Below are 17,480 nucleotides of genomic sequence, written 5' to 3'. Positions count from 1 at the left end.
ATACGAAGCTGGGGCCTCTCCGGCACCCCCGGCCTAGGTGATGATGCGCCAGACCCGGATGAAGGCCAGGACGAAAGAGAGGAGCATGACCACCGCACTCGTCACGCACCACTGGCAGATTGCGTGGATGACGAAGAGTTCCAGGTAGGTGAGATAAGCGCTGAAGAGGGTCCCGACGAGCGTGACGAGAAGACCGAGGTAGGCCCCACCCTCACCTCGCACCAGGGCGGAGACGAAAAGCAGCGCGTAACCGAAGAGCCCCAGGAGAGGGACCGGAATGCCGGCGAGGGTCGCGTAGCGGCTGGCCTGAACCGTCTCGCAGCCGTGGCTGCCTCCGGCGCAGACCGGGGCTATACCCTCGAAGTGCACCCAAGTCAGGTAGGCGCTTATCCCGAGCCCGATCACGGCGAGCGCGACCAGGGCGGTCCGCAGCCCGCGATTCCCTTCTCCCTTGAGGCTAGGATCCACCGACCTGCTTTATGGCGCTCGAGACGGACTTGTAATCGTGCAGCCCCACCAGCTTCTTCCGCCCCTTCGGCCCCTCGACGATCAGGGTCGGCGTCGAGTTGACCTTCTCGGCGCTGGCTTTCTTCTGGACCTGCTCGAGCTTCTTCGCGAGGGAAGGGTCGGAGAGAGCGCTCTTCCAGCGGCTCACGTCGAGCCCCGGGGTCTTCTGCGCGAGGTCGTTCAAAAAGCTCTGTGTCACATAGCCGCTGTTCTCGGTCTTCTGGTTCGCGAAGAGCAGGTAGTAGTATCCCCAGTAGTGGTTCTGCTTCGCGGCCGCGAGCGCGGCCTCCGCCGCCTTCACCGAGTCCGGTCCTATGAACGCCATCGGCTCGGAGACCAGCTTCACCTTGCCGGTCTTCACGTAGTTCTCGACCAGCTTGGGGAAGACGTTGCGGCTGAACTCCCCGCAGTAGGGGCACTGGAAATCCTCGTAGAGGTAGATGGTGACCGGAGCGCTCCCCTTCCCGAGCGTCGTGCCGTTCTGGGGCACCCCGGCGTAGAGCTTGCTCACCTCCCCGCTCGACGCTCCTCCTCCGCCGAGCTGGCTGAGCACGACGAGGATGGCGGCGACGATGATCGCGGCCGCCACGATCAGGGCGAGTATCATCCTGGGAGACCTTATGGGGGCGCTCTTCAGCTCGGGCTCCTTCCACGCGGGGAACGCAACCTGGGATTATATGCCAGCAGACCCGCTACCGGGAAGCCCCCGGTTGAAAGGTGTTACCGATCTGTTACCCTCTCCCGGGCTCCGAAGGGCGAAAAGGCGGAGGTGTCGTGGTGGGCGCCCTGATCCCAGAGACGGCGAAGCAGCTCGCGTTGCGCTTCCGGGACAACGAGATCCCGGCCGTCGCCGCCAGCCTCGCCTTCCATCTCATACTCGCCCTCTTCCCCTTCCTGCTCGCGCTGCTCTCTCTGCTGAGCACCATCGGCAACCCGCAGCTCGCCACCATCGTGCTCGGTTACTTCCAGCAGCTCGTTCCCGACTCGGTCTACACGCTCGTAGCGTCATACATGAGACCGATAATAAGCGGAGAGAACTCCGCCCCGGGGCTCTTCACCTTCAGCATCCTCTTCACCCTGTGGTCAGCCTCCGGGGCTTTCTCGTCTCTCATCCGGGCGCTGAACAAAGCCTACGGCGTCGAGGAGACCCGCCCGTTCTGGAAGGTCCGCGGCATGGCCCTGCTGATGACCGCCGGGCTCTCGTTGATGATAGTCGTCGGAGCCTTGCTGCTCATCCTCGGGCCCCAGATAGGACGTGCCCTGGCCAGCCTATTCGGCCTCGGTCCCCTCTTCGAGCTCGTCTGGAGCGTGGTGCGCTGGCCCGTGGCCTTGCTGTTTCTGGTCGTGACCGTGGCGCTGCTCTACTACTTCGCACCCAACGTCGATCAACGACTGCGCTGGATCGTCCCGGGCGGCATCTTCGCCGTGCTCCTGTGGGTCGCAGCCAGCCTGGCCTTCAGCTTCTACGTGGCCAACTACGGCTCGTACAACAGGATCTACGGCTCCCTCGGCACCGTCATAGTGCTCCTGCTCTACCTCTACATCACCTCGATAATCCTGCTGCTGGGCGCCGAGCTAAACGCCACGCTGGACCACCTGAGAAAGCCCCCGGCGAACGGCTGATCCAACGGGCCTCAGATCCGGCGAGAACGATCCTGGTAGCCCACCCCATCTCTGATATACTTGCTCCCCGAACGCTCGGAGGAGTGGCCGAGTGGTTGAAGGCGGCACCCTGCTAAGGTGTTATACCTCTCAACAGGGGTATCGAGGGTTCGAATCCCTCCTCCTCCGCTCTCCCACCAACACACAGGAGAACAGGAAAAGGGCCGGGAACGTTCCCGGCCCTTTTCCCAGCCCGTATGAAGGGGGATGGACAGCCGCCCATGAAGGCGGATGGAAGATGCTGCTACTGTGCATCCCCTTTCATAGGCTTAGCTCTCAGACCATGCTCCGCAGCTCGGCAACCATGTCCAGACCCTGCTGCTTGCAGAGGTCCTTCGGACGCATGATCGCCTGCTCGTCCAGCAGATTGCGGGTCCTGGCCTCCTTCTCGAGGTGACGCTCGATGACGTCGATGGCCCGGTCGACCTCCTCGCGGGTGTACTCCCGAACCTTCTCGTGGGTGATGGTCGGCATCCACTTCACCTCCTCTCTCCGGCTGATTGGGAGGGCTCCACGTCGTAGCTTGTAACGTTTGAGCCTCCCAGCCTGCCTTCAGAATAAGTCCGGCCGGAGGGCTTGTCAAGAAGAAATTCGCCGACCGGAGCGCGCATTGTGCGGTAGCGCACCAGAGGACATCTTCGCTCCCTTCCGGAGCGCTACGAAAGCTCCGTCTACGAGAACCGGGACCACCGGGAAGGAATCCTCGGCGAAACAGACGTCCAGATCCCTGTCGTATCCCAGGCTGAGGAGCCTGCGCGCGGCGCTCGTGCCGTAGAGGGTCCGCAGGGGGCGCTCCCGGTATCCGCGCATCACCTTCTGCGCGCGCACGTCGGGGATCGCACCCGCTTCGACCAGCCGGGCGATGATCGACCCGGCGGCCCGTTCGTCCTCGGCGGCCCGGTGCCCCCTCCAGCCGCAGCCGACGACGATCACCTCCCCCGAACGCGAGCGCAGGGCCTCCGCCACCGCGCTCGCGTTCACGAAACACCCGGCGAAGATGTCCGGAGCCCCGCTCGCGGCCCGTATGACGCGGGTGCCGTTGGTGGTGGTGAGGGCCACCGTAGAACCTGCGCCCACGCCGGCCTCGAGGATCTCCACCGGCGAGTTCCCGAAGTCGAAACCCGGGACCTTCTCCCCGCCACGCTCCCCGGCCCGGTAGTCGGCCTCCGTAGCCAGCGCCTCCGAAACGGTGGCCACCGGCCTCACCCGCACCCCCAGCGCCACCAGCACCGCTATCGTCGCCGAAGCCCGAAGCGCGTCGACGACGACCACGGCAGCCCCACGGCGGGCGGCCTCCCGCGCGCCCCGCTCCCCGCCGGCATAACCGACCCTCAAGCTCCCATCGCCACGCACGAACGCCGATTATACGCGCGTAGCGCGGGGCCGCGGGTTCAGCGGCGGACGATCCGGCGTACGCCGACCGTACCGAGGCAGAGCAGCGCAGCCCCCGCCACGAGCGTCCAGGGCTGCACCCCGCCCGTATCAGGGAGGATGGTTATCCCGCCGGCCCCTTTCTGCTTCTCCCCACCTGCGGAGCTCGCCCCGGAGCTGTGCGAAGCCTGGGTGACGGTGTCAGCCGGCTGCGAGCTCTGCGGAGAAGAAGCCGGTGCGGACGAGTAGACCGTCGCAGCCGAGGAACGCACCGACTGCGGATCGCTGGTAGAGGCCGCGGAGGAGTGCTTCACCGGACCGGTGTACCCCTGCGGAGCCTTCGCCAACCCCATCTCTATCGCCCTCTGCGCCGTCGAGTCGGGCTTGACGAGCTGCGGTGGCGGTACTTCGAGCTGAGAGGGCGCGGGAGGCGGAGGCGGAACCACCGCCTCGGGGGCCGGCGAGGAGGGCGGAGCCTGCGGCGGCTGACCGCCGTACTGATCCTGCGCGGCGTTGGCGTACTGATCCTGCGCGGCGTTCGCATACTGGGAGGCCGCCGAGCTGGGCTGCGGCGACGCGCTGGCCCCGGAGGAGACGCTGCTCGACGGCGACGTCGCCGAGGAAGTAGAGGACGAGGAGGAAGCGGCGCTCGGCGTCAGAGCACTGGTCTGCGGCTGCGCCCCCGTCGATCCTGAACCACCACCGGACGGGTAGGGACCCGTCGGGGTCGAAGCCGGCATCTCCTGCACGTCCACCGAAGCGACACCCACCGCGGTCAGGCCGATGGCCCGGGCGGCGGCGTAGGAGAGGTCGAGCTGCCTGCCCGCCACGTACGGACCCCGGTCGTTGACCGTGACCACCACGCACCCGTCGTAGCAGACCTTAAGCTTGGTGCCGAACGGCAGGTACGGAGAGGCAGCCGTGTAGTCGTACATGTTGAACGGCTCCCCGCTCGCCGTCTTGGCTCCCTGAAAGCCCGGCCCGTACCACGAGGCGACCATCTGCTGAGCCCAGGCCACCCGGGCGACGACCAGCGAAAAGATCAGAGAGAAACAGACGAACAACGACAGAACCCTGGCCCCCCGCCGAAGCGGCAAGACGTGAGCTGCCAATCGATTCCCCCCTCCAAAGTTTCATCTTCCTGGCAAACTGCTCTTGTTTATCAGTTTATCAACGTCCCTGTAGAAAAGGCAACGCCTCGTTGCAACATTCTAAACAAAAATGAACCAACCTTCATATCTGGTGTGGACCGGGCATCGTCCGCGAGATGTTGTGTAGTGGCGGGGTGGGGACGAGAGAAAACGCGTACAGAAGGGGGAGTTAGAATGGTGTAGAAACTGGATTTGACGGTTTATAGCATCGAGGGCGGGCCAAGAGAGGAATCAAGACGAGAGACGGAGGCTGTCGATGAAGTACCGTACCATACAGGGCACGGACATAAGCGTATCGGAGGTGGGGTTCGGGGTCTGGACCATAACCACCGGCTGGTGGGGTGATGTAGACAGGGGGAAGGCGCGCTCTCTCCTCAAGGAAGCCTGGGACCTCGGCATCAACTACTTCGACACCGCGGACACGTACGGCAGGGGGTTCGGCGAGGAAGTCCTGGCCGAAGCCGGGCTCACCTCCGGGAGCATGCGGGACGATGTCGTGATCTCGACGAAGTTCGGCTACGACTTCTACAACCACGCAGAGCGCGAAGGGCAACGCGAACGCCCGCAGAACTGGTCGGAAGGATTCCTGCGCTTCGCGCTGGAGCAGAGCCTGAAGCGGCTCGACACTGATTACATAGACTTCATCCAGCTGCACAACCCCAAGTCCGACGCCATAGACAGCGACGCGCTCTTCGAACTTTTGGAAGACTTCAGACGGGAAGGAAAGGTCCGGGCCTACGGCGTCGCCCTCGGCCCGGCCATCGGCTGGCGAGAGGAAGGCCTGCGCGCGATCCACGACCGCCGCGTGCAGGTGGTGCAGATGATCTACAACATCCTCGAGCAGGATCCCGGCCGGGACTTCATCGCCGCCGCGCGGGAGGCCGGCTCGAGCCTCGTCGTCCGCGTCCCGCACTCGAGCGGCATGCTCGAGGGTCACTACGACGAGAACACCACCTTCCCGGAAAACGACCACCGGCGTCACCGCCCGAAAGAGTGGCTCGTCGAGGGCGTCAGGAAAGTCGAGCAATTGCGCTTCCTCGAGGAAAGGGGCCGCACGCTGGGACAGGCGGCGCTCAAGTTCTGCCTGGCCGAACCGGAGGTGGTCTCCACACTGCCCAACATCTACGGCAGAGAGCAGCTCGTGGAGTTCGCCTCCGCCCCCGACACCCCCGACCTCACCGACGAAGAACTCGCCCGCATAGGCGAGCTCTACGAGAACAACTTCGGCCTTGCGTCCGCGAGCAGGAGGTAGTCATGGCCGAGACGACGACCCAGCGATACCGGGAGCAGGAGGAGGAAAACCTCCCGGTCCAGTACGTAAACTACGCCTTCTTCAAGCTCGACCCGCTCTGGAGGAGGCTCCCCGAAGAGGAGCGTGAGCGCGGCAAACAGGAGTTCCTGGACGCGGCGGAGAGCGGCTCGGAGCAGATGATCCTGCGCTCCTACTCCCTGCTCGGGCTCCGCTCCGACGCTGATTTCATGCTCTGGCGCATCGCATACGACCTGGACGCCTTCGAGAAGATGACCGGCGCGCTGCTCAACACCGGCCTCGGCAAATACCTCTCGATCACCCACTCATACTTCGCCATCAGCCGCCGCTCCATCTACGTCGGGGAACACACCCCGGGCTTCGAGAACAAGCGCTATATCGTCCCCGGCGAGGGAGAGTACCTCTTCGTCTACCCGTTCGTGAAGCGCCGCGAGTGGTACCGGCTCCCGCTCGAAGAGCGCCAGCGGATGATGAACGAACACATGAAGGTCGGTCGGGCCCATTACCCGATAAAGAACAACACCGCCTACTGCTTCGGCATCGGCGACTACGAGTTCATCCTCTCTTTCGAGGCCGAGTCCCCGAAGAAGTTTCAGGACCTCATGATGGATCTGCGCGAGACCGAAGCCAGCAGCTACACCGAACTCGATACCCCCATCTTCACCTGCCGACGGAGATCTTTACCGGATATCCTAGATTTTTTAGGATAGTTAACATTATGACCGTAGAGATGCGGGTTTAACCTGCTGTATAATTTTTGATACGCACCAACCTTGGCCGGAGGGTCGATCCATGGCCCTCCGGCTGAAAAAACTCTGAGGGTCCTCAAAGCACGTCCCGCTGGACAGCAGACGCCCCGTCTGTATAATAATCCCGACATGATTACTCGGATTAGCGACAGGATAGGTGTACGCCCCACGGAGCTGGTCGGCAACACCCCTCTCGTAGAGCTATCAAGCATCGAGCGGGAAGTTCCCGGCGTGAGGCTCCTGGGCAAGGCGGAGTGGTACAACCCTGGGGGTTCGGTCAAGGACCGTCCGGCGCTGTGGATGATCCGGGAGGGTGAGCGCAGGGGTGAGCTGAGGCGGGGCAAGACGATCCTCGACGCGACCAGTGGCAACACGGGGATAGCGTACGCCTGGATCGGGGCTGCGCTCGGGTATCGGGTGAGGCTGTGCATGCCGGCCAACGCGAGCGAGGAGCGCAAGAAGATCCTGAGGGCGTATGGGGTAGAGATCGTGCTGACCGACCCGGGAGAGGGTTCGGACGGGGCGATCCGGGAGGCCAGGAGGCTCTACGCCGAGGATCCGGAGCGCTACTTCTATCCGGACCAGTACTCCAACCCGGCCAACCCGAGGGCGCACTACGAGACCACGGCGCCCGAGATCTGGGAGCAGACGACTGGGGAGGTGACGCATTTCGTCGCCGGGCTCGGCACCAGCGGCACCTTCGTCGGGACCGCGCGGAGGCTCAAGGAGTACAACCCGGAGATAAAGGTGATCTCCTTCGAGCCGGACTCTCCGTTCCACGGTCTCGAGGGCATGAAGCACATGGAGAGTGCGATCGTACCCGAGATCTACGACCCGCTCGTCGCCGACGAGAACCGTGCCGCCTCGACCGAGGCGGCCTACGCGATGGTGAAGCGGGTGGCGCGCGAGGAGGGGCTGCTCATCGGCATCTCCGCCGGGGCCGCGGTGGCCACCTCGCTCGAAGTTGCAAAAGAGATCGGGGAGGGAGTCGTCGTGACGATACTGCCCGACGGGGCGGACAAATACCTCTCCGAGAGCTTCTGGGAGGACTAGTTGCCGCTAAAGATCGGACGGGGAGACATCCGCAACATCGAGGAACATGCGAAGGAAGCGTACCCGGAGGAATGCGCCGGCGTGCTCGTCGGGATGAACGCCGGGGGAACGAAGATCGTGGTGGACGTGTGGCGGGCGGAGAACACCCACGAGGGTGAGCGCGAGCGCCGCTTCCTCATCGAGCCGCTGAAGATAAAGGAGTTCGAGGAGAGGGCCGAGGAGCGGGAGATGGAGGTTCTCGGCTTCTACCACACCCACCCGGATCATCCGGCGGAACCCTCGGAGTACGACCGGGAGCATGCCTGGCCCGGGTGGTCCTACGTCATAGCCTCCGTCGGGGCCGACGGCATCAAGGACATACGTTCCTGGGTGCTCAAGCCCGACCGCTCGGGTTACGACGAAGAGACGCTGGTGGAGTAAGAGAAAAGGAGTCACGAGAAGATGCCCAAGGTCAAGATTCCAACGCCCTTGAGACAGTATGCGGGGGGCAACGCCGAGGTCACCATCACCGGCAAGACCGCCGGGGAGGCTCTCGGCAAGCTCGCAGAGGAGTACCCGGAGCTCAGGCAGCACCTCTACACCGGAGACGGCAAGCTGCGTTCGTTCGTGAACGTCTACAAGGGTGACGAGGACATCCGCTACCTCGACGGGCCGGAGACCGCCGTCTCGGAGGACGACGAGCTCTCGATCATCCCGTCCATCGCTGGGGGTTGTCGCGGGGAGACCCGCTGAGGTTCCATCCCGGCGGGCCGCGGTTCGTCCCAGCCCAGGAGAGCAAAGTCAGGAGTTTCAGGAAGACATGCAGACGCGCAAACCTCTGATACACGAGACGAACGGGCAGGTCGAGCTCACCAACGAGGAGATCGCCCGCTACAGCCGCCACCTGATCATGCCCGAGGTGGCGCTGGAGGGGCAGAAGAAGCTCAAGCAGGCCCGGGTGCTGACGATCGGAGCCGGCGGGCTCGGCGCGCCGCTCGCGATGTACCTCGCGGCGGCGGGGGTCGGCACCATCGGGATCGTCGACTTCGACGTCGTCGACGAGTCGAACCTGCACCGGCAGATCATCCACGGGACCTCCGATGTGGGCCGGCCCAAGCTCGAGAGCGCCCGTGAGACCATCGCGGACATAAACCCCAACGTCAGAGTCGAGGCCTTCGAGGAGCAGCTCACGAGCGAGAACGCCCTCGACATCTTCCGCGACTTCGACATCATCGTCGACGGCACGGACAACTTCCCGACCCGCTATCTCGTCAACGACGCGTGCGTCCTTCTGGGCAAGCCGAACGTCTACGGCTCCATCTTCCGCTTCGAGGGGCAGGCGAGCGTGTTCTACGCGGAGGAAGGGCCGTGCTACCGCTGCCTCTACCCCGAGCCGCCGCCTCCGGGGCTCGTCCCGAGCTGCGCCGAAGGTGGGGTGCTGGGGATCCTTCCCGGCGCGATCGGGGTCATCCAGGCCACCGAGACTGTGAAGCTCATCCTCGGGGTCGGGGAGCCCCTGATCGGTCGGCTCCTGCTCTACGACGCCCTCGGCATGCGCTTCCGGGAGATGAAGCTGCGCAAGAACCCCCAGTGCCCGATCTGCGGTGAGAACCGTACGATCCACGAGCTCATAGACTACGAGGAGTTCTGCGGCATCCCGCAGGCCCGGGCGGCCGAGGAGGAGAACGAGGTGCCGGAGATCACCGTGCAGGAGCTCAAGGAGAAGCTCGACCGCGGCGATATCTCGGTGCTCGACGTACGCGAGCCGCACGAGTACGCGGTCGCGAACATCGGGGCTCCGCTCATCCCGCTCGGTGAGCTGCCGGAGCGCCTGGCCGAGCTCGACCGCGACAGGCCGCTCGCCGTCCACTGCAAGAGCGGTGCGCGCAGCGCCAGGGCCGTGAAGCTTCTGCGGGACGCCGGCTTCGAGAACGTCTACAACGTCAAGGGCGGGATCAACGCCTGGAGCGAGGAGATAGACCCGAGCGTCCCGAAGTACTAGGGAGATCACAACTCCGGCGGGCGGGGGTCGTGCGGTTCACGGCCCCCGCTTTTCAGTGCACGTAGGAGGCGCCGTTTATGTCTATCGTGGCCCCGGTCGCGTGGCGGACGGCCCCGGAGGCCAGGAAGGCGACGACGTTCGCGACCTCCTGCGGTGGTGCCAGCGAGCCGAGGGGTATCTCGCGTGCGGGGTCCCCGCCGCCGCGCCGGACGAACTCGCGGGCCATCTCCGTCTCGACGAAGCCGGGGGCCACGGTGTAGGCGAGGACTCCCTCCCGGGCGAATCCCCGGGCGATGGTGCGGGTGAGCGAGACCATGCCCCCCTTGGAGGCAGCGTAGGGCATGTACTCGGGGTCGTCCCCGCGGAAGGCCGCCCGGCTCGCGACGTTGATGATCGTGCCGCCCCCGCGCTCCCTGAAGTGGAGGATGGCCTTCCGGCAGAGATCCGCGGCGGAGATCAGGTTGATCCCGAGCGTCCTCTGCCAGACCTCCTTCCAGCGACCACCGTCTTCCACGGAGACCGGCTCGTAGATGCCTGCGTTGTTCACCAGCACGTCTACCCGTCCCCGCCACCCGACTGCCTCGGACCAGAGCCCCTCCACGGAGGATGCGTCCTCCAGGTCGGCCCCCACGCAGAGACAGTGCCCGGTCTCGGAGGCTATCTTTCGCGCCTCCCTCTCGCCCCTGTTGTAGTGGAGCACCACCCCGGCCCCGGCCCCGCACAGCGTCCTCACGATGGCCTCGCCGATGCCACGCGACCCGCCGGTAACGAGCGCCACCCTGTCCCGCAGAAAATCCATCCAGAAAGCCCCTCCGCAGCGTTTGCCTCCAGCAAGCGACATTCTGGCAGAAGTCGTCTCCTGCGGCAGGGCGGGGATCCGTATACCGGCGCGACGGCGAGAGGCGGACCCGCGCGGGTCCGCCTCTCGCTCCTTCAGGCGCTCACGATCTTCACGGCATCGGCGATGATGTAACCTCCGGCCGAGGTCCAGCGGGAGATTCTCACGCAGGCAGAGTCTCCGGCTGCGAGCGTGAACGTGCCGAGGTTGTTCCAGCGGCCGCCGTTTTTGGTCTGGTCCACCCGCACCCACTCGATCCCCGAGGTCGTCTGGATCCCGACCGGGACCGAAGGGTTGTACCCCGGGGAGCTCGGCCACCAGGCGTACACCTTGTAACTCCCGGTGGTCGGGATCTTGAACCTGTAGAGCGCGTCGTCCGAGACGGCCTTCGGGGTGGTGTAACGGTAGTTCCGGCCGTGTTTCTGTCCGTTCCAGGAGCTCGTCTTCCAGTTCCTGGAGGCCGAAAACCGGGCGCTGGCGTTGTCCACCACCTGCCTGTAGACCTGGGCTGCGCCGGCGTACTGGGCGACGTAGCTCATGTAGAGGTCCCAGTTCCAGTAGGGACCAGGGTCCTTGTGATGGTCAACCCCTCCGTACTGACCAGGGTTGTTCGGGTCCGGTACCTCGTCGTGCCCGATTATGTGCTGCCGGTCTATCGCTATCTTGTACTTCTCGCACAGATACGCCGTCAGCCTCGCCGAAGAGCGGTACATAACATCCGTGAACCACGACGGGTCGTCTATGTAGCCCTCGTGCTCTATCCCTACCGAGTGCTCGTTGTAGTACCAGTTGCCCGCGTGCCAGGCGATGTCCTTCTCGAGAACCGACTGTCCTATGTAGCCGTCGGAGGAGCGCACCACGTAGTGGGCCGAGGACTGGGCTGCGGGGTTTTCGAACCAGTTTATCGTGGCCGACCAGGAGCCCTGGGTGACGTGGATTATGACCATGTCTATGGAGTAGTCGGTGGGGCGGTTTGCGGGGGTGTAGTTCGCCGTGCTCGCCGGGTAGTAGCCTGCGTAGGGGTAGTCCGCACCCATTACGAGATCTCCCGCGCCTGCAGGACGATCCGTTCCCCGCCGCTGGTACGTCTGGAGGCCCCTTTTCTCAGGGTCTGGAGGACCTGCGCCGCGTAAAGGTCCCCACCCCCCACACCCGAGACGGCCTCGTACTTCGGGCCGTGCCCTCCCCTCCCGGAGACGGCTCCGTACCAGCCGGCGAGGGTCGCGGGCCTCGCGCTGCCCTGCGAGGAGGCGAGCAGCGCCGCCCCGCCGAGGATGTTTGAGAAGCGATCGGTTTTGAGCCGGTGCTCCGGGATGCCGGTGAGCTTCGAAGCCGTACCCAGGGTGTTCGCCCCGGGGTTCTGTACGAGCGCCATGATGCCGAAAGCGCCCCGCCTCTCCGGGTCCCCCTTGCGGTAGGAGCAGAGGCTGGCGGGAGGCATCTCCCAGTGGGTGTTGACGTAGCCCATCGCCAAAAGCAACTCGACCGGTATCCTGTATCTCTTCGCCGCCCGGTTGAACTCATGCTCCAACGACGACGACACCTCGACCCGGGCATAAGCCGCGGGAGCGACGCCGAGCAACGCCGCGCCCCCGGCCAGACCGCCGCCGACCTTCAAGAACTCCCCGCGGTCCATGGTCCGGGACAAGGCACCCTCCGTTCTTCCGGAAGATCTCATTCTCGTCCCCTCCTTCTCCGGGAGATGAGATCCGCGCGAACGGTACGTTCTCCTCGCCGCGCGGCCATCTCGCCTCGACACGCTGGTTATCGGTAGGAGGGGGCCAGACCTTTACCGCCCCCGGGGAGCTTCGGTTAGATCTTTCACACTCCGGTCAACGCTCGCGGACGCCGAAGTCCACGGTATAGATGGAGGCGCCCCTGTACCCCGCGAAGGTCCCGCGGGACACACCTATCCCTACCTCCCGGTAGTCGCCGTTCAGGATATTGGCCCGGTGCTCCGGGCTGTGCATCCAGGCGTTCATGATGTGCGCCGGACGGCCGTAGGAACCGCTGCCCCAGGCGATGTTCTCCCCCACGGCCCAGTAACGGTACCCGTTCGGGGTATATCCAAAGGAGATCAGACGCTCGTAAAAGCTCTGCCCGTCGTAGGAGTCGTGCGAGAAGTACTGCTTCTGCAGCATCTCGCGCGAGTGAGCTCGGGCAGCGCGCTCCAGAATGGGGTTCACGCAGAGCCGCCTGAGGCCGTGCTCGGCCCGGATGCGGTTCTGTCGCCAGAATACCCCGGCCTCGTAGCGGCTGAGCGTGATCTTGCCGCCGGAGCACCTCCTCACTTTGGCTCCCGTGGTCTGGGCCCCGACGTTCTGAGAGAACGCCGCGAGGGTCACGAGGCAGGCAGCGAGGAAAGCGAGGGCTGCGGTGAGAGAGAACGGGCGCGCGGACAAGGTCTGCGGGCCTCCTTTCGAAAAACGACTACAGGGACACATCCCCGTAGTCGTCAGAAAGCCCGCGGAGCTTTAGCCCGAGGTCTCTCACCCCGGCGGCCAGCCCATCCTGCGCCCCCCGATCACGTGCAGGTGAAGGTGGTCTATGGTCTGGTTCGCGTCGGGACCGCAGTTGATCACCGCGCGCCAGCCGTTCTCGAGCCCCTCCCGGGCCGCGACCTCCTTCGCCACCGTGAACAGATGCCCGACTATGGGTTCATCCTCCTCCGTCAGGTCGTCCAGGGAGGGGATGACCTTGCGGGGGACGACGAGCACGTGCGTCGGGGCCTGCGGGTTGATGTCGCGCAGGGCGATGCAGCGATCGTCCTCGTAGAGGATGTCGCCCGGTATCTCCCGGTCCATTATCTTCTGGAAGAGCGTCTTCTCTGCCATATCCGGGTAGCTTAGCCGCCGCGGCCCGCCGCTTCAAGCGAACCCTTCTAGCGCGTGAAGTCCGTCCCCTTCTCCAGGTCCCTGATGTACGCCGCGATCACGCGCGCGCAGCGCTCGACGTCCTCGAGGTCGACGATCTCGTTCGGGGAGTGCATGTAGCGGTTGGGACAGGAGACGAGCCCGGTCGCGATCCCCGCCCGCGAGAAGTGGATCGCGTCGGCGTCGGTGCCGGTGCGCCGGGAGTCCCCGGCGAGTGTGTACGGGATGCCCTCCCTCTCGGCGGCGGAGATGATCCCCTCGGTGACGAACGGGCTCAGCGCGGAGGCGCGGGAGATCACCGGGCCGCTACCCAGAGCGTGCTCGCCCTCCTCGTTCTCCGAGACGCCGGGGATGTCGGTCGCGTGCGCGACGTCCACGGCTATCGCCGCGTCCGGGTCGAGCCCGAAGGCCGCGGCCCGGGCGCCGTTGAGCCCGATCTCCTCCTGCACGCTCGCCACGGCCACGACCTCGGCTGCGAGGCCATCCGCCTCGGAGAGGAGCCGGAGCGCCTCGAGAACCACGAAGGCCCCCACCCGGTTGTCGACCGAGCGGGCGGCTATCCTGCCGTTCGCGAGCTCGACGAGCTCCTGGTCGAGGACCCCCACGTCGCCGACGCGGACCCGCTTCTCCGCCTCTTCTCTGTCTCTGGCCCCGATGTCTATCCAGAGGCTCTTTATCTCGGAGACCTTCTTGCGCTCCTCGGCGTCCATGAGGTGGATGGCCTTCTTGCCGATGACGCCGAGGACCTCGCCGCCACGCCCCATGAGGCGCACCCGCTGCCCGACGAGGACCTGCGAGTCCCACCCACCGACGCCGATGAAGCGGATGAGGCCCTTCTCGTCGATGTGGGTGACCATGAGCCCGATCTCGTCGATATGTCCGCTCAGCATCACCCGCGGCGAACCCCCCGGGTTCAGCGTGGCGAAGGAGTTGCCCATCCTGTCGCCGCGCACCTCGGCGAAGCCGGAGGCCTCCTCGCGCCAGATCCCGGCTGCGGCCCCCTCGGCCCCGCTGGGACCCGGCGCGGCGAGCAGCCTCTTGAAGAAATCGTAGGACGTTTCTCTCATCATGCTCTTTCTAGATCGCTCTCTTCTCGAAACCCGAACGACGAGAGTATATTATCCTCCACCGCCTTTTATCTCGACGCGGATCTCCCCCTCCTCCTCGGGGTCCCCTCCCTTGCCCACCATCCGCCGGGGGATGGAGATCTCGAAGTCCTCCGTGAAGGGGTTGGGGGAGATCCTGAGCACCTCCCCCTCCCAGATCGGCTCGAGCCTCCGGCCCATGAACGAGAACCCGCCCCGGTACCAGGGGTGGTCGTTGCGTCCAGCGTCGTTGAGGCAGATGAAGAGCGAGAGGTCGTCGCAGAGCTGCAAGAGGCGGAAGTCGTGCTCGACGGTCCCGAGCGCTTCCTCTGGCAAGACCCGGCGCAGGCGCTCCTGCCGGGACAGCTCCTCCTCCAGGAAACGTGCCTCAGGCTCGGTCTTCGGATGCCGGAAGAAGGAGGCGTAGTGCATGCTGCAGAGCAACCCGGCGTAGGGGTCCTCATCCTCGACCAGACCTATGCCCCGCCGGTAACCCTCCAGCTTGGGCTCTATCGGGTAGTCGACGAAGGAGTACGGCCGGCCCTCCTCGTTCCAGAGCACCCGGCGGTCGAGCTCGCGCCATCCCACGTCGTGGTTGGCGATGGCGTAGACCGTGGAGGACGAGGGCCTCGGTTCCCAACCCCAGTGCCGGGCGAACCGTCCCGAGGCCAGCGCGTGCTCGTGCTGGCCGATGAGGAGATACCCGCCATCCTTCTCTCTCACTATCACGGATCCATTCCTCCTCAGAGAACGAGCCTGCGGTCCACGGCGAGCGGGGAGCGCACAGACCGACCGAGGAAGGCCTCCTCGGTCACCTCGAGCTTCTCCTGCAGGACCGTCACCAGGATCAGGGCGAAGCCCCCATCCTCCATCTCCCCCGCCCACCGGAGGGCGAACTCCTCCGGGAGCCCCATCCCGAGCACCCTCTCGCGCAGATGGGATCGGCGGCGGTAGAGGATGATGCCCGCCGCGAACCCCAGCGTGATTAGAATCTGCAGGCCCACCCCGACCAGCAGGTTGACCGGCGCCACGGCTGCGTCGACCGTCGTGCACGTGAAGTACACGCTGCCGAGCTCTATCCACTGCCTGCGCGAGATACCGGCCTCAATAGAAAGAACCCGGCAACCGGGCAGGGTGAGCCTCACCACTTCGAGGTCCCGCCTGCGCGCCAGCACCACGGGCTCCCCGACGAGCAGCCCGTCGAGGTCGCGCACCAGGGAGGCGAGGGCCCGAAGTTCGGAGGCCACCGCCCCGAGCGTATGGTAGCGCTGCACCTTCACGTCTCTTTTGTACCAGATCCCACCGGATCTCACGCGAGCATCAGGAGGGCGGCCGCCACCACCGAGCCTATGAGAAGCCCGGCGGCGACGTCGAAGGGGTAGTGCACCCCCAGGTAGACCCGGGAGAGCGCGACCAGAAACCCGGCCGCGACGAAGGCCGGAGCGAAAGCCGGGTAGACAAACGAGAGGGTTATCGCCCCTGCGGCCGCCGTCGCCGAGTGCCCGGAGGGGAAGGAGCTCGAGCTCGGGGTCTTTATCAGGGGGGCGATCCCGGTATCGCTGATGTAGGGCCGGGTGCGGTTGAAGAGGTGCTTGGAGCCCTCGGCGCACGTCCAGGAGATCGCCACCGCCCCCCAGGGGACGAGCAGGTGCGAGAGCCTGAACCCGCCGAATATGAAGGCCACGGCGGCCAGCATCCCCCACAGGAACCCCGCGGTGCCGAGCAGGGTGAACAGACGCAGCAGACGGGTCAGTGGCGCCCACTTGAGGCGGAAGATAGCCCCGAAGAGCGCCCGGTCGAACTCCTCTATGTCCTTCAAGATGGTCTTCAACTCCGGCCGATAAAGTCTACCCGGTTCGCAGCCGTCCGCCGAACCCTATCCCGGGTAGAATAGGTCCTGCTTGAGAGCACGTTCCACAGAACGGGGGTTTCAAGAGTACCATGGATAAAAACCTGATAGAGAAAGCCTTGAAGGAAGCCAGAGAGGCCGGCCACGACCTGGTCGTCTGGGACCGCAGGGACACCTTCACGATCGAGAACGACAAGCTCGACGATCTCTCCCTGGAGGACGGCTACCTTCGAGCTCTGGTCGGCAGGGAGAAGGCGGTGGTCTACGTCGAGCTCGATTCCATATACAAGCTCGTCGTGGAGAAGGAGCGGCCCCACCGTGCGGGCTTGCGCGCGGGGTTCGGGGCGGGCTAGCTCCCTCTCCGTTCCATTATCTCGACCTCCCCGGAGGAGCGGGCCACCACCGCCGCCTCGGCCATCCCGACGAACAGCCCGCATTCCAGAGCCCCCGGCACGTGCTTTATCTCCCTTTCCAGCGCGGCCGGGTCTTCTATCGGCGGGAAGAGGCAGTCGACGGTGTAGTGACCTCCATCGGTGACGAAGGGGGCATCCGACCCCTCAGCCCTCCGCAGGGAGGCCTCACACCCGAGCGCGGAGAGCGCCCGCAGGGTGGCCTGCCACCCGAAGGGTTCGACCTCGACCGGGACCACCCCCTCTCCCAGCCTCTCCACCGGCTTGGTCTCGTCGGCGACGAGCACGAAGCTCTCGCTCGCGAAGGCGACTATCTTCTCCCGCAGGAGCGCCCCGCCACGCCCCTTTATCGCGGAGAGGTCGGGGGAGATCTCGTCCGCCCCGTCTATGGTGACCCGGGGACGGGTCTCGGCGAGCGTGGCGAGCGGGATACCGAGTGCCCTCGCAGCCTCTGCGGTGCGCTCGGAGGTCGGGACGCACACGACGTCCTCCAGGACCCCCTCGCGCAACAGCTCGCCCACCCTCCTTATGGCCCAGGATGCGGTGCTTCCGGTCCCGAGCCCGACGGCCATCCCGCTTCTAACGAACTCCTCGACCGCCCGGTAGCCGGCACGCCGCTTGAGATCGGCCTCCCCGGAAGGGGAGGAGCGAGGCCCGTGCAACTCCGTCCCCCCGCCGCGG

23 protein-coding genes and 1 tRNA gene are annotated in these 17,480 nt (G+C 65.5%); 9 read left to right on the top strand and 15 right to left on the bottom strand.

What is annotated here, in order from left to right; all coding sequences use genetic code 11:
* Positions 1 to 33 precede the first annotated feature (33 nt).
* Both AC6EKW_RS10565 and AC6EKW_RS10560 read right to left on the bottom strand, forming a co-directional pair.
* Positions 34 to 468 (bottom strand): vitamin K epoxide reductase family protein, encoded by a 435-nt coding sequence (locus AC6EKW_RS10565; RefSeq protein WP_273886605.1) that lies wholly within the window; start codon positions 466 to 468, stop codon positions 34 to 36.
* Positions 458 to 1,114 (bottom strand): DsbA family protein, encoded by a 657-nt coding sequence (locus AC6EKW_RS10560; RefSeq protein ID WP_273886604.1) that lies wholly within the window; start codon positions 1,112 to 1,114, stop codon positions 458 to 460. The genes AC6EKW_RS10565 and AC6EKW_RS10560 overlap by 11 nt, the downstream gene beginning before the upstream one ends.
* 170 nt (positions 1,115 to 1,284) lie before the next feature.
* On the opposite strand from AC6EKW_RS10560, the gene AC6EKW_RS10555 reads away from it, so the two are divergent.
* Both AC6EKW_RS10555 and AC6EKW_RS10550 read left to right on the top strand, forming a co-directional pair.
* Positions 1,285 to 2,130 carry a YihY/virulence factor BrkB family protein gene (locus AC6EKW_RS10555; protein ID WP_273886603.1) on the top strand — a complete coding sequence of 282 codons (846 nt, stop codon included), beginning with the start codon at positions 1,285 to 1,287 and terminating at the stop codon, positions 2,128 to 2,130.
* Between the two features lie 77 nt (positions 2,131 to 2,207).
* A tRNA-Ser gene (locus tag AC6EKW_RS10550) sits at positions 2,208 to 2,298 on the top strand.
* Between the two features lie 147 nt (positions 2,299 to 2,445).
* On the opposite strand, the gene AC6EKW_RS10545 is transcribed toward AC6EKW_RS10550, so the two are convergent.
* From AC6EKW_RS10545 to AC6EKW_RS10535, 3 genes are all read right to left on the bottom strand, one after another.
* Positions 2,446 to 2,643 carry a hypothetical protein gene (locus tag AC6EKW_RS10545; RefSeq protein WP_273843581.1) on the bottom strand — a complete coding sequence of 66 codons (198 nt, stop codon included), beginning with the start codon at positions 2,641 to 2,643 and terminating at the stop codon, positions 2,446 to 2,448.
* Positions 2,644 to 2,748: 105 nt separating this feature from the next.
* Entirely contained in the window at positions 2,749 to 3,504 is a 756-nt protein-coding gene (locus AC6EKW_RS10540) for a 2-phosphosulfolactate phosphatase (RefSeq protein WP_498514350.1), read from the bottom strand.
* Between the two features lie 56 nt (positions 3,505 to 3,560).
* Positions 3,561 to 4,652 (bottom strand): septal ring lytic transglycosylase RlpA family protein, encoded by a 1,092-nt coding sequence (locus tag AC6EKW_RS10535; protein WP_498514349.1) that lies wholly within the window; start codon positions 4,650 to 4,652, stop codon positions 3,561 to 3,563.
* A 295-nt stretch (positions 4,653 to 4,947) separates the two neighbouring features.
* On the opposite strand from AC6EKW_RS10535, the gene AC6EKW_RS10530 reads away from it, so the two are divergent.
* The 6 genes from AC6EKW_RS10530 (at position 4,948) to moeB (ending at position 9,744) form a co-directional block, all read left to right on the top strand.
* Complete coding sequence (locus tag AC6EKW_RS10530; protein WP_498514348.1) at positions 4,948 to 5,943, top strand: aldo/keto reductase; 996 nt, start codon at positions 4,948 to 4,950, stop codon at positions 5,941 to 5,943.
* Between the two features lie 2 nt (positions 5,944 to 5,945).
* On the top strand, positions 5,946 to 6,671 hold the full coding sequence (locus AC6EKW_RS10525) for a chlorite dismutase family protein (RefSeq protein WP_273886599.1): 726 nt from the start codon (positions 5,946 to 5,948) through the stop codon (positions 6,669 to 6,671).
* Between the two features lie 168 nt (positions 6,672 to 6,839).
* Positions 6,840 to 7,763, top strand: coding sequence for a PLP-dependent cysteine synthase family protein (locus AC6EKW_RS10520; protein WP_273886598.1), 924 nt, complete (start codon positions 6,840 to 6,842; stop codon positions 7,761 to 7,763).
* Positions 7,764 to 8,183 (top strand): M67 family metallopeptidase, encoded by a 420-nt coding sequence (locus AC6EKW_RS10515; RefSeq protein WP_273886597.1) that lies wholly within the window; start codon positions 7,764 to 7,766, stop codon positions 8,181 to 8,183.
* 48 nt (positions 8,184 to 8,231) lie between these two features.
* On the top strand, positions 8,232 to 8,495 hold the full coding sequence (locus tag AC6EKW_RS10510; RefSeq protein WP_420541999.1) for a ubiquitin-like small modifier protein 1: 264 nt from the start codon (positions 8,232 to 8,234) through the stop codon (positions 8,493 to 8,495).
* A 67-nt stretch (positions 8,496 to 8,562) separates the two neighbouring features.
* Entirely contained in the window at positions 8,563 to 9,744 is a 1,182-nt protein-coding gene (moeB, locus tag AC6EKW_RS10505) for a molybdopterin-synthase adenylyltransferase MoeB (RefSeq protein WP_273886595.1), read from the top strand.
* A 52-nt stretch (positions 9,745 to 9,796) separates the two neighbouring features.
* On the opposite strand, the gene AC6EKW_RS10500 is transcribed toward moeB, so the two are convergent.
* The 9 genes from AC6EKW_RS10500 to AC6EKW_RS10460 form a co-directional block, all read right to left on the bottom strand.
* A complete protein-coding gene (locus AC6EKW_RS10500; RefSeq protein WP_498514347.1) occupies positions 9,797 to 10,543 on the bottom strand; it encodes an SDR family NAD(P)-dependent oxidoreductase in 747 nt (248 codons plus the stop codon).
* 134 nt (positions 10,544 to 10,677) lie between these two features.
* Positions 10,678 to 11,619 carry a golvesin C-terminal-like domain-containing protein gene (locus AC6EKW_RS10495; RefSeq protein ID WP_498514346.1) on the bottom strand — a complete coding sequence of 314 codons (942 nt, stop codon included), beginning with the start codon at positions 11,617 to 11,619 and terminating at the stop codon, positions 10,678 to 10,680.
* On the bottom strand, positions 11,619 to 12,230 hold the full coding sequence (locus AC6EKW_RS10490) for a hypothetical protein (RefSeq protein WP_273886592.1): 612 nt from the start codon (positions 12,228 to 12,230) through the stop codon (positions 11,619 to 11,621). Before AC6EKW_RS10490 ends, AC6EKW_RS10495 begins: the two co-directional genes overlap by 1 nt.
* Before the next feature lie 184 nt (positions 12,231 to 12,414).
* Positions 12,415 to 12,984, bottom strand: coding sequence for a CAP domain-containing protein (locus AC6EKW_RS10485; RefSeq protein ID WP_498514345.1), 570 nt, complete (start codon positions 12,982 to 12,984; stop codon positions 12,415 to 12,417).
* Positions 12,985 to 13,071: 87 nt separating this feature from the next.
* Positions 13,072 to 13,416: a histidine triad nucleotide-binding protein gene (locus AC6EKW_RS10480; RefSeq protein WP_273843604.1), complete on the bottom strand. Its 345-nt coding sequence runs from the start codon at positions 13,414 to 13,416 to the stop codon at positions 13,072 to 13,074.
* A gap of 47 nt (positions 13,417 to 13,463) precedes the next feature.
* Positions 13,464 to 14,525, bottom strand: coding sequence for a M42 family metallopeptidase (locus AC6EKW_RS10475; protein WP_498514344.1), 1,062 nt, complete (start codon positions 14,523 to 14,525; stop codon positions 13,464 to 13,466).
* A 48-nt stretch (positions 14,526 to 14,573) separates the two neighbouring features.
* Positions 14,574 to 15,269: a DUF3891 family protein gene (locus AC6EKW_RS10470; RefSeq protein ID WP_498514343.1), complete on the bottom strand. Its 696-nt coding sequence runs from the start codon at positions 15,267 to 15,269 to the stop codon at positions 14,574 to 14,576.
* Between the two features lie 14 nt (positions 15,270 to 15,283).
* Positions 15,284 to 15,814 carry a hypothetical protein gene (locus tag AC6EKW_RS10465; RefSeq protein ID WP_498514342.1) on the bottom strand — a complete coding sequence of 177 codons (531 nt, stop codon included), beginning with the start codon at positions 15,812 to 15,814 and terminating at the stop codon, positions 15,284 to 15,286.
* Positions 15,815 to 15,849: 35 nt separating this feature from the next.
* Positions 15,850 to 16,359, bottom strand: a complete 510-nt coding sequence (locus tag AC6EKW_RS10460; RefSeq protein WP_498514341.1) for a phosphatase PAP2 family protein — start codon at positions 16,357 to 16,359, stop codon at positions 15,850 to 15,852.
* A 149-nt stretch (positions 16,360 to 16,508) separates the two neighbouring features.
* Between AC6EKW_RS10460 and AC6EKW_RS10455 the strand changes: the two genes are divergently transcribed.
* Positions 16,509 to 16,742: a hypothetical protein gene (locus tag AC6EKW_RS10455; protein ID WP_273886586.1), complete on the top strand. Its 234-nt coding sequence runs from the start codon at positions 16,509 to 16,511 to the stop codon at positions 16,740 to 16,742.
* On the opposite strand, the gene rpiA is transcribed toward AC6EKW_RS10455, so the two are convergent.
* Positions 16,739 to 17,461 carry a ribose 5-phosphate isomerase A gene (gene rpiA / locus AC6EKW_RS10450; protein ID WP_498514340.1) on the bottom strand — a complete coding sequence of 241 codons (723 nt, stop codon included), beginning with the start codon at positions 17,459 to 17,461 and terminating at the stop codon, positions 16,739 to 16,741. The genes AC6EKW_RS10455 and rpiA overlap by 4 nt on opposite strands.
* Positions 17,462 to 17,480: the final 19 nt, after the last annotated feature.

It is taken from the genome of Rubrobacter sp. M3-4 (assembly GCF_059772285.1).
The sequence above is the reverse complement of the archived record's forward strand: the minus strand, read 5'-3'. Positions and strand labels throughout refer to the sequence as shown.

Bases quoted from the DNA above. Each gene is read 5' to 3' on its own strand.
- AC6EKW_RS10560 (WP_273886604.1), bottom strand. From the start codon at position 1,114: ATGATACTCGCCCTGATCGTGGCGGCCGCGATCATCGTCGCCGCCATC.
- AC6EKW_RS10545 (WP_273843581.1), bottom strand. From the start codon at position 2,643: ATGCCGACCATCACCCACGAGAAGGTTCGGGAGTACACCCGCGAGGAG.
- AC6EKW_RS10530 (WP_498514348.1), top strand. From the start codon at position 4,948: ATGAAGTACCGTACCATACAGGGCACGGACATAAGCGTATCGGAGGTG.
- AC6EKW_RS10525 (WP_273886599.1), top strand. From the start codon at position 5,946: ATGGCCGAGACGACGACCCAGCGATACCGGGAGCAGGAGGAGGAAAAC.
- AC6EKW_RS10520 (WP_273886598.1), top strand. From the start codon at position 6,840: ATGATTACTCGGATTAGCGACAGGATAGGTGTACGCCCCACGGAGCTG.
- moeB (WP_273886595.1), top strand. From the start codon at position 8,563: ATGCAGACGCGCAAACCTCTGATACACGAGACGAACGGGCAGGTCGAG.
- AC6EKW_RS10500 (WP_498514347.1), bottom strand. From the start codon at position 10,543: ATGGATTTTCTGCGGGACAGGGTGGCGCTCGTTACCGGCGGGTCGCGT.
- AC6EKW_RS10495 (WP_498514346.1), bottom strand. From the start codon at position 11,619: ATGGGTGCGGACTACCCCTACGCAGGCTACTACCCGGCGAGCACGGCG.
- AC6EKW_RS10480 (WP_273843604.1), bottom strand. From the start codon at position 13,416: ATGGCAGAGAAGACGCTCTTCCAGAAGATAATGGACCGGGAGATACCG.
- AC6EKW_RS10475 (WP_498514344.1), bottom strand. From the start codon at position 14,525: ATGATGAGAGAAACGTCCTACGATTTCTTCAAGAGGCTGCTCGCCGCG.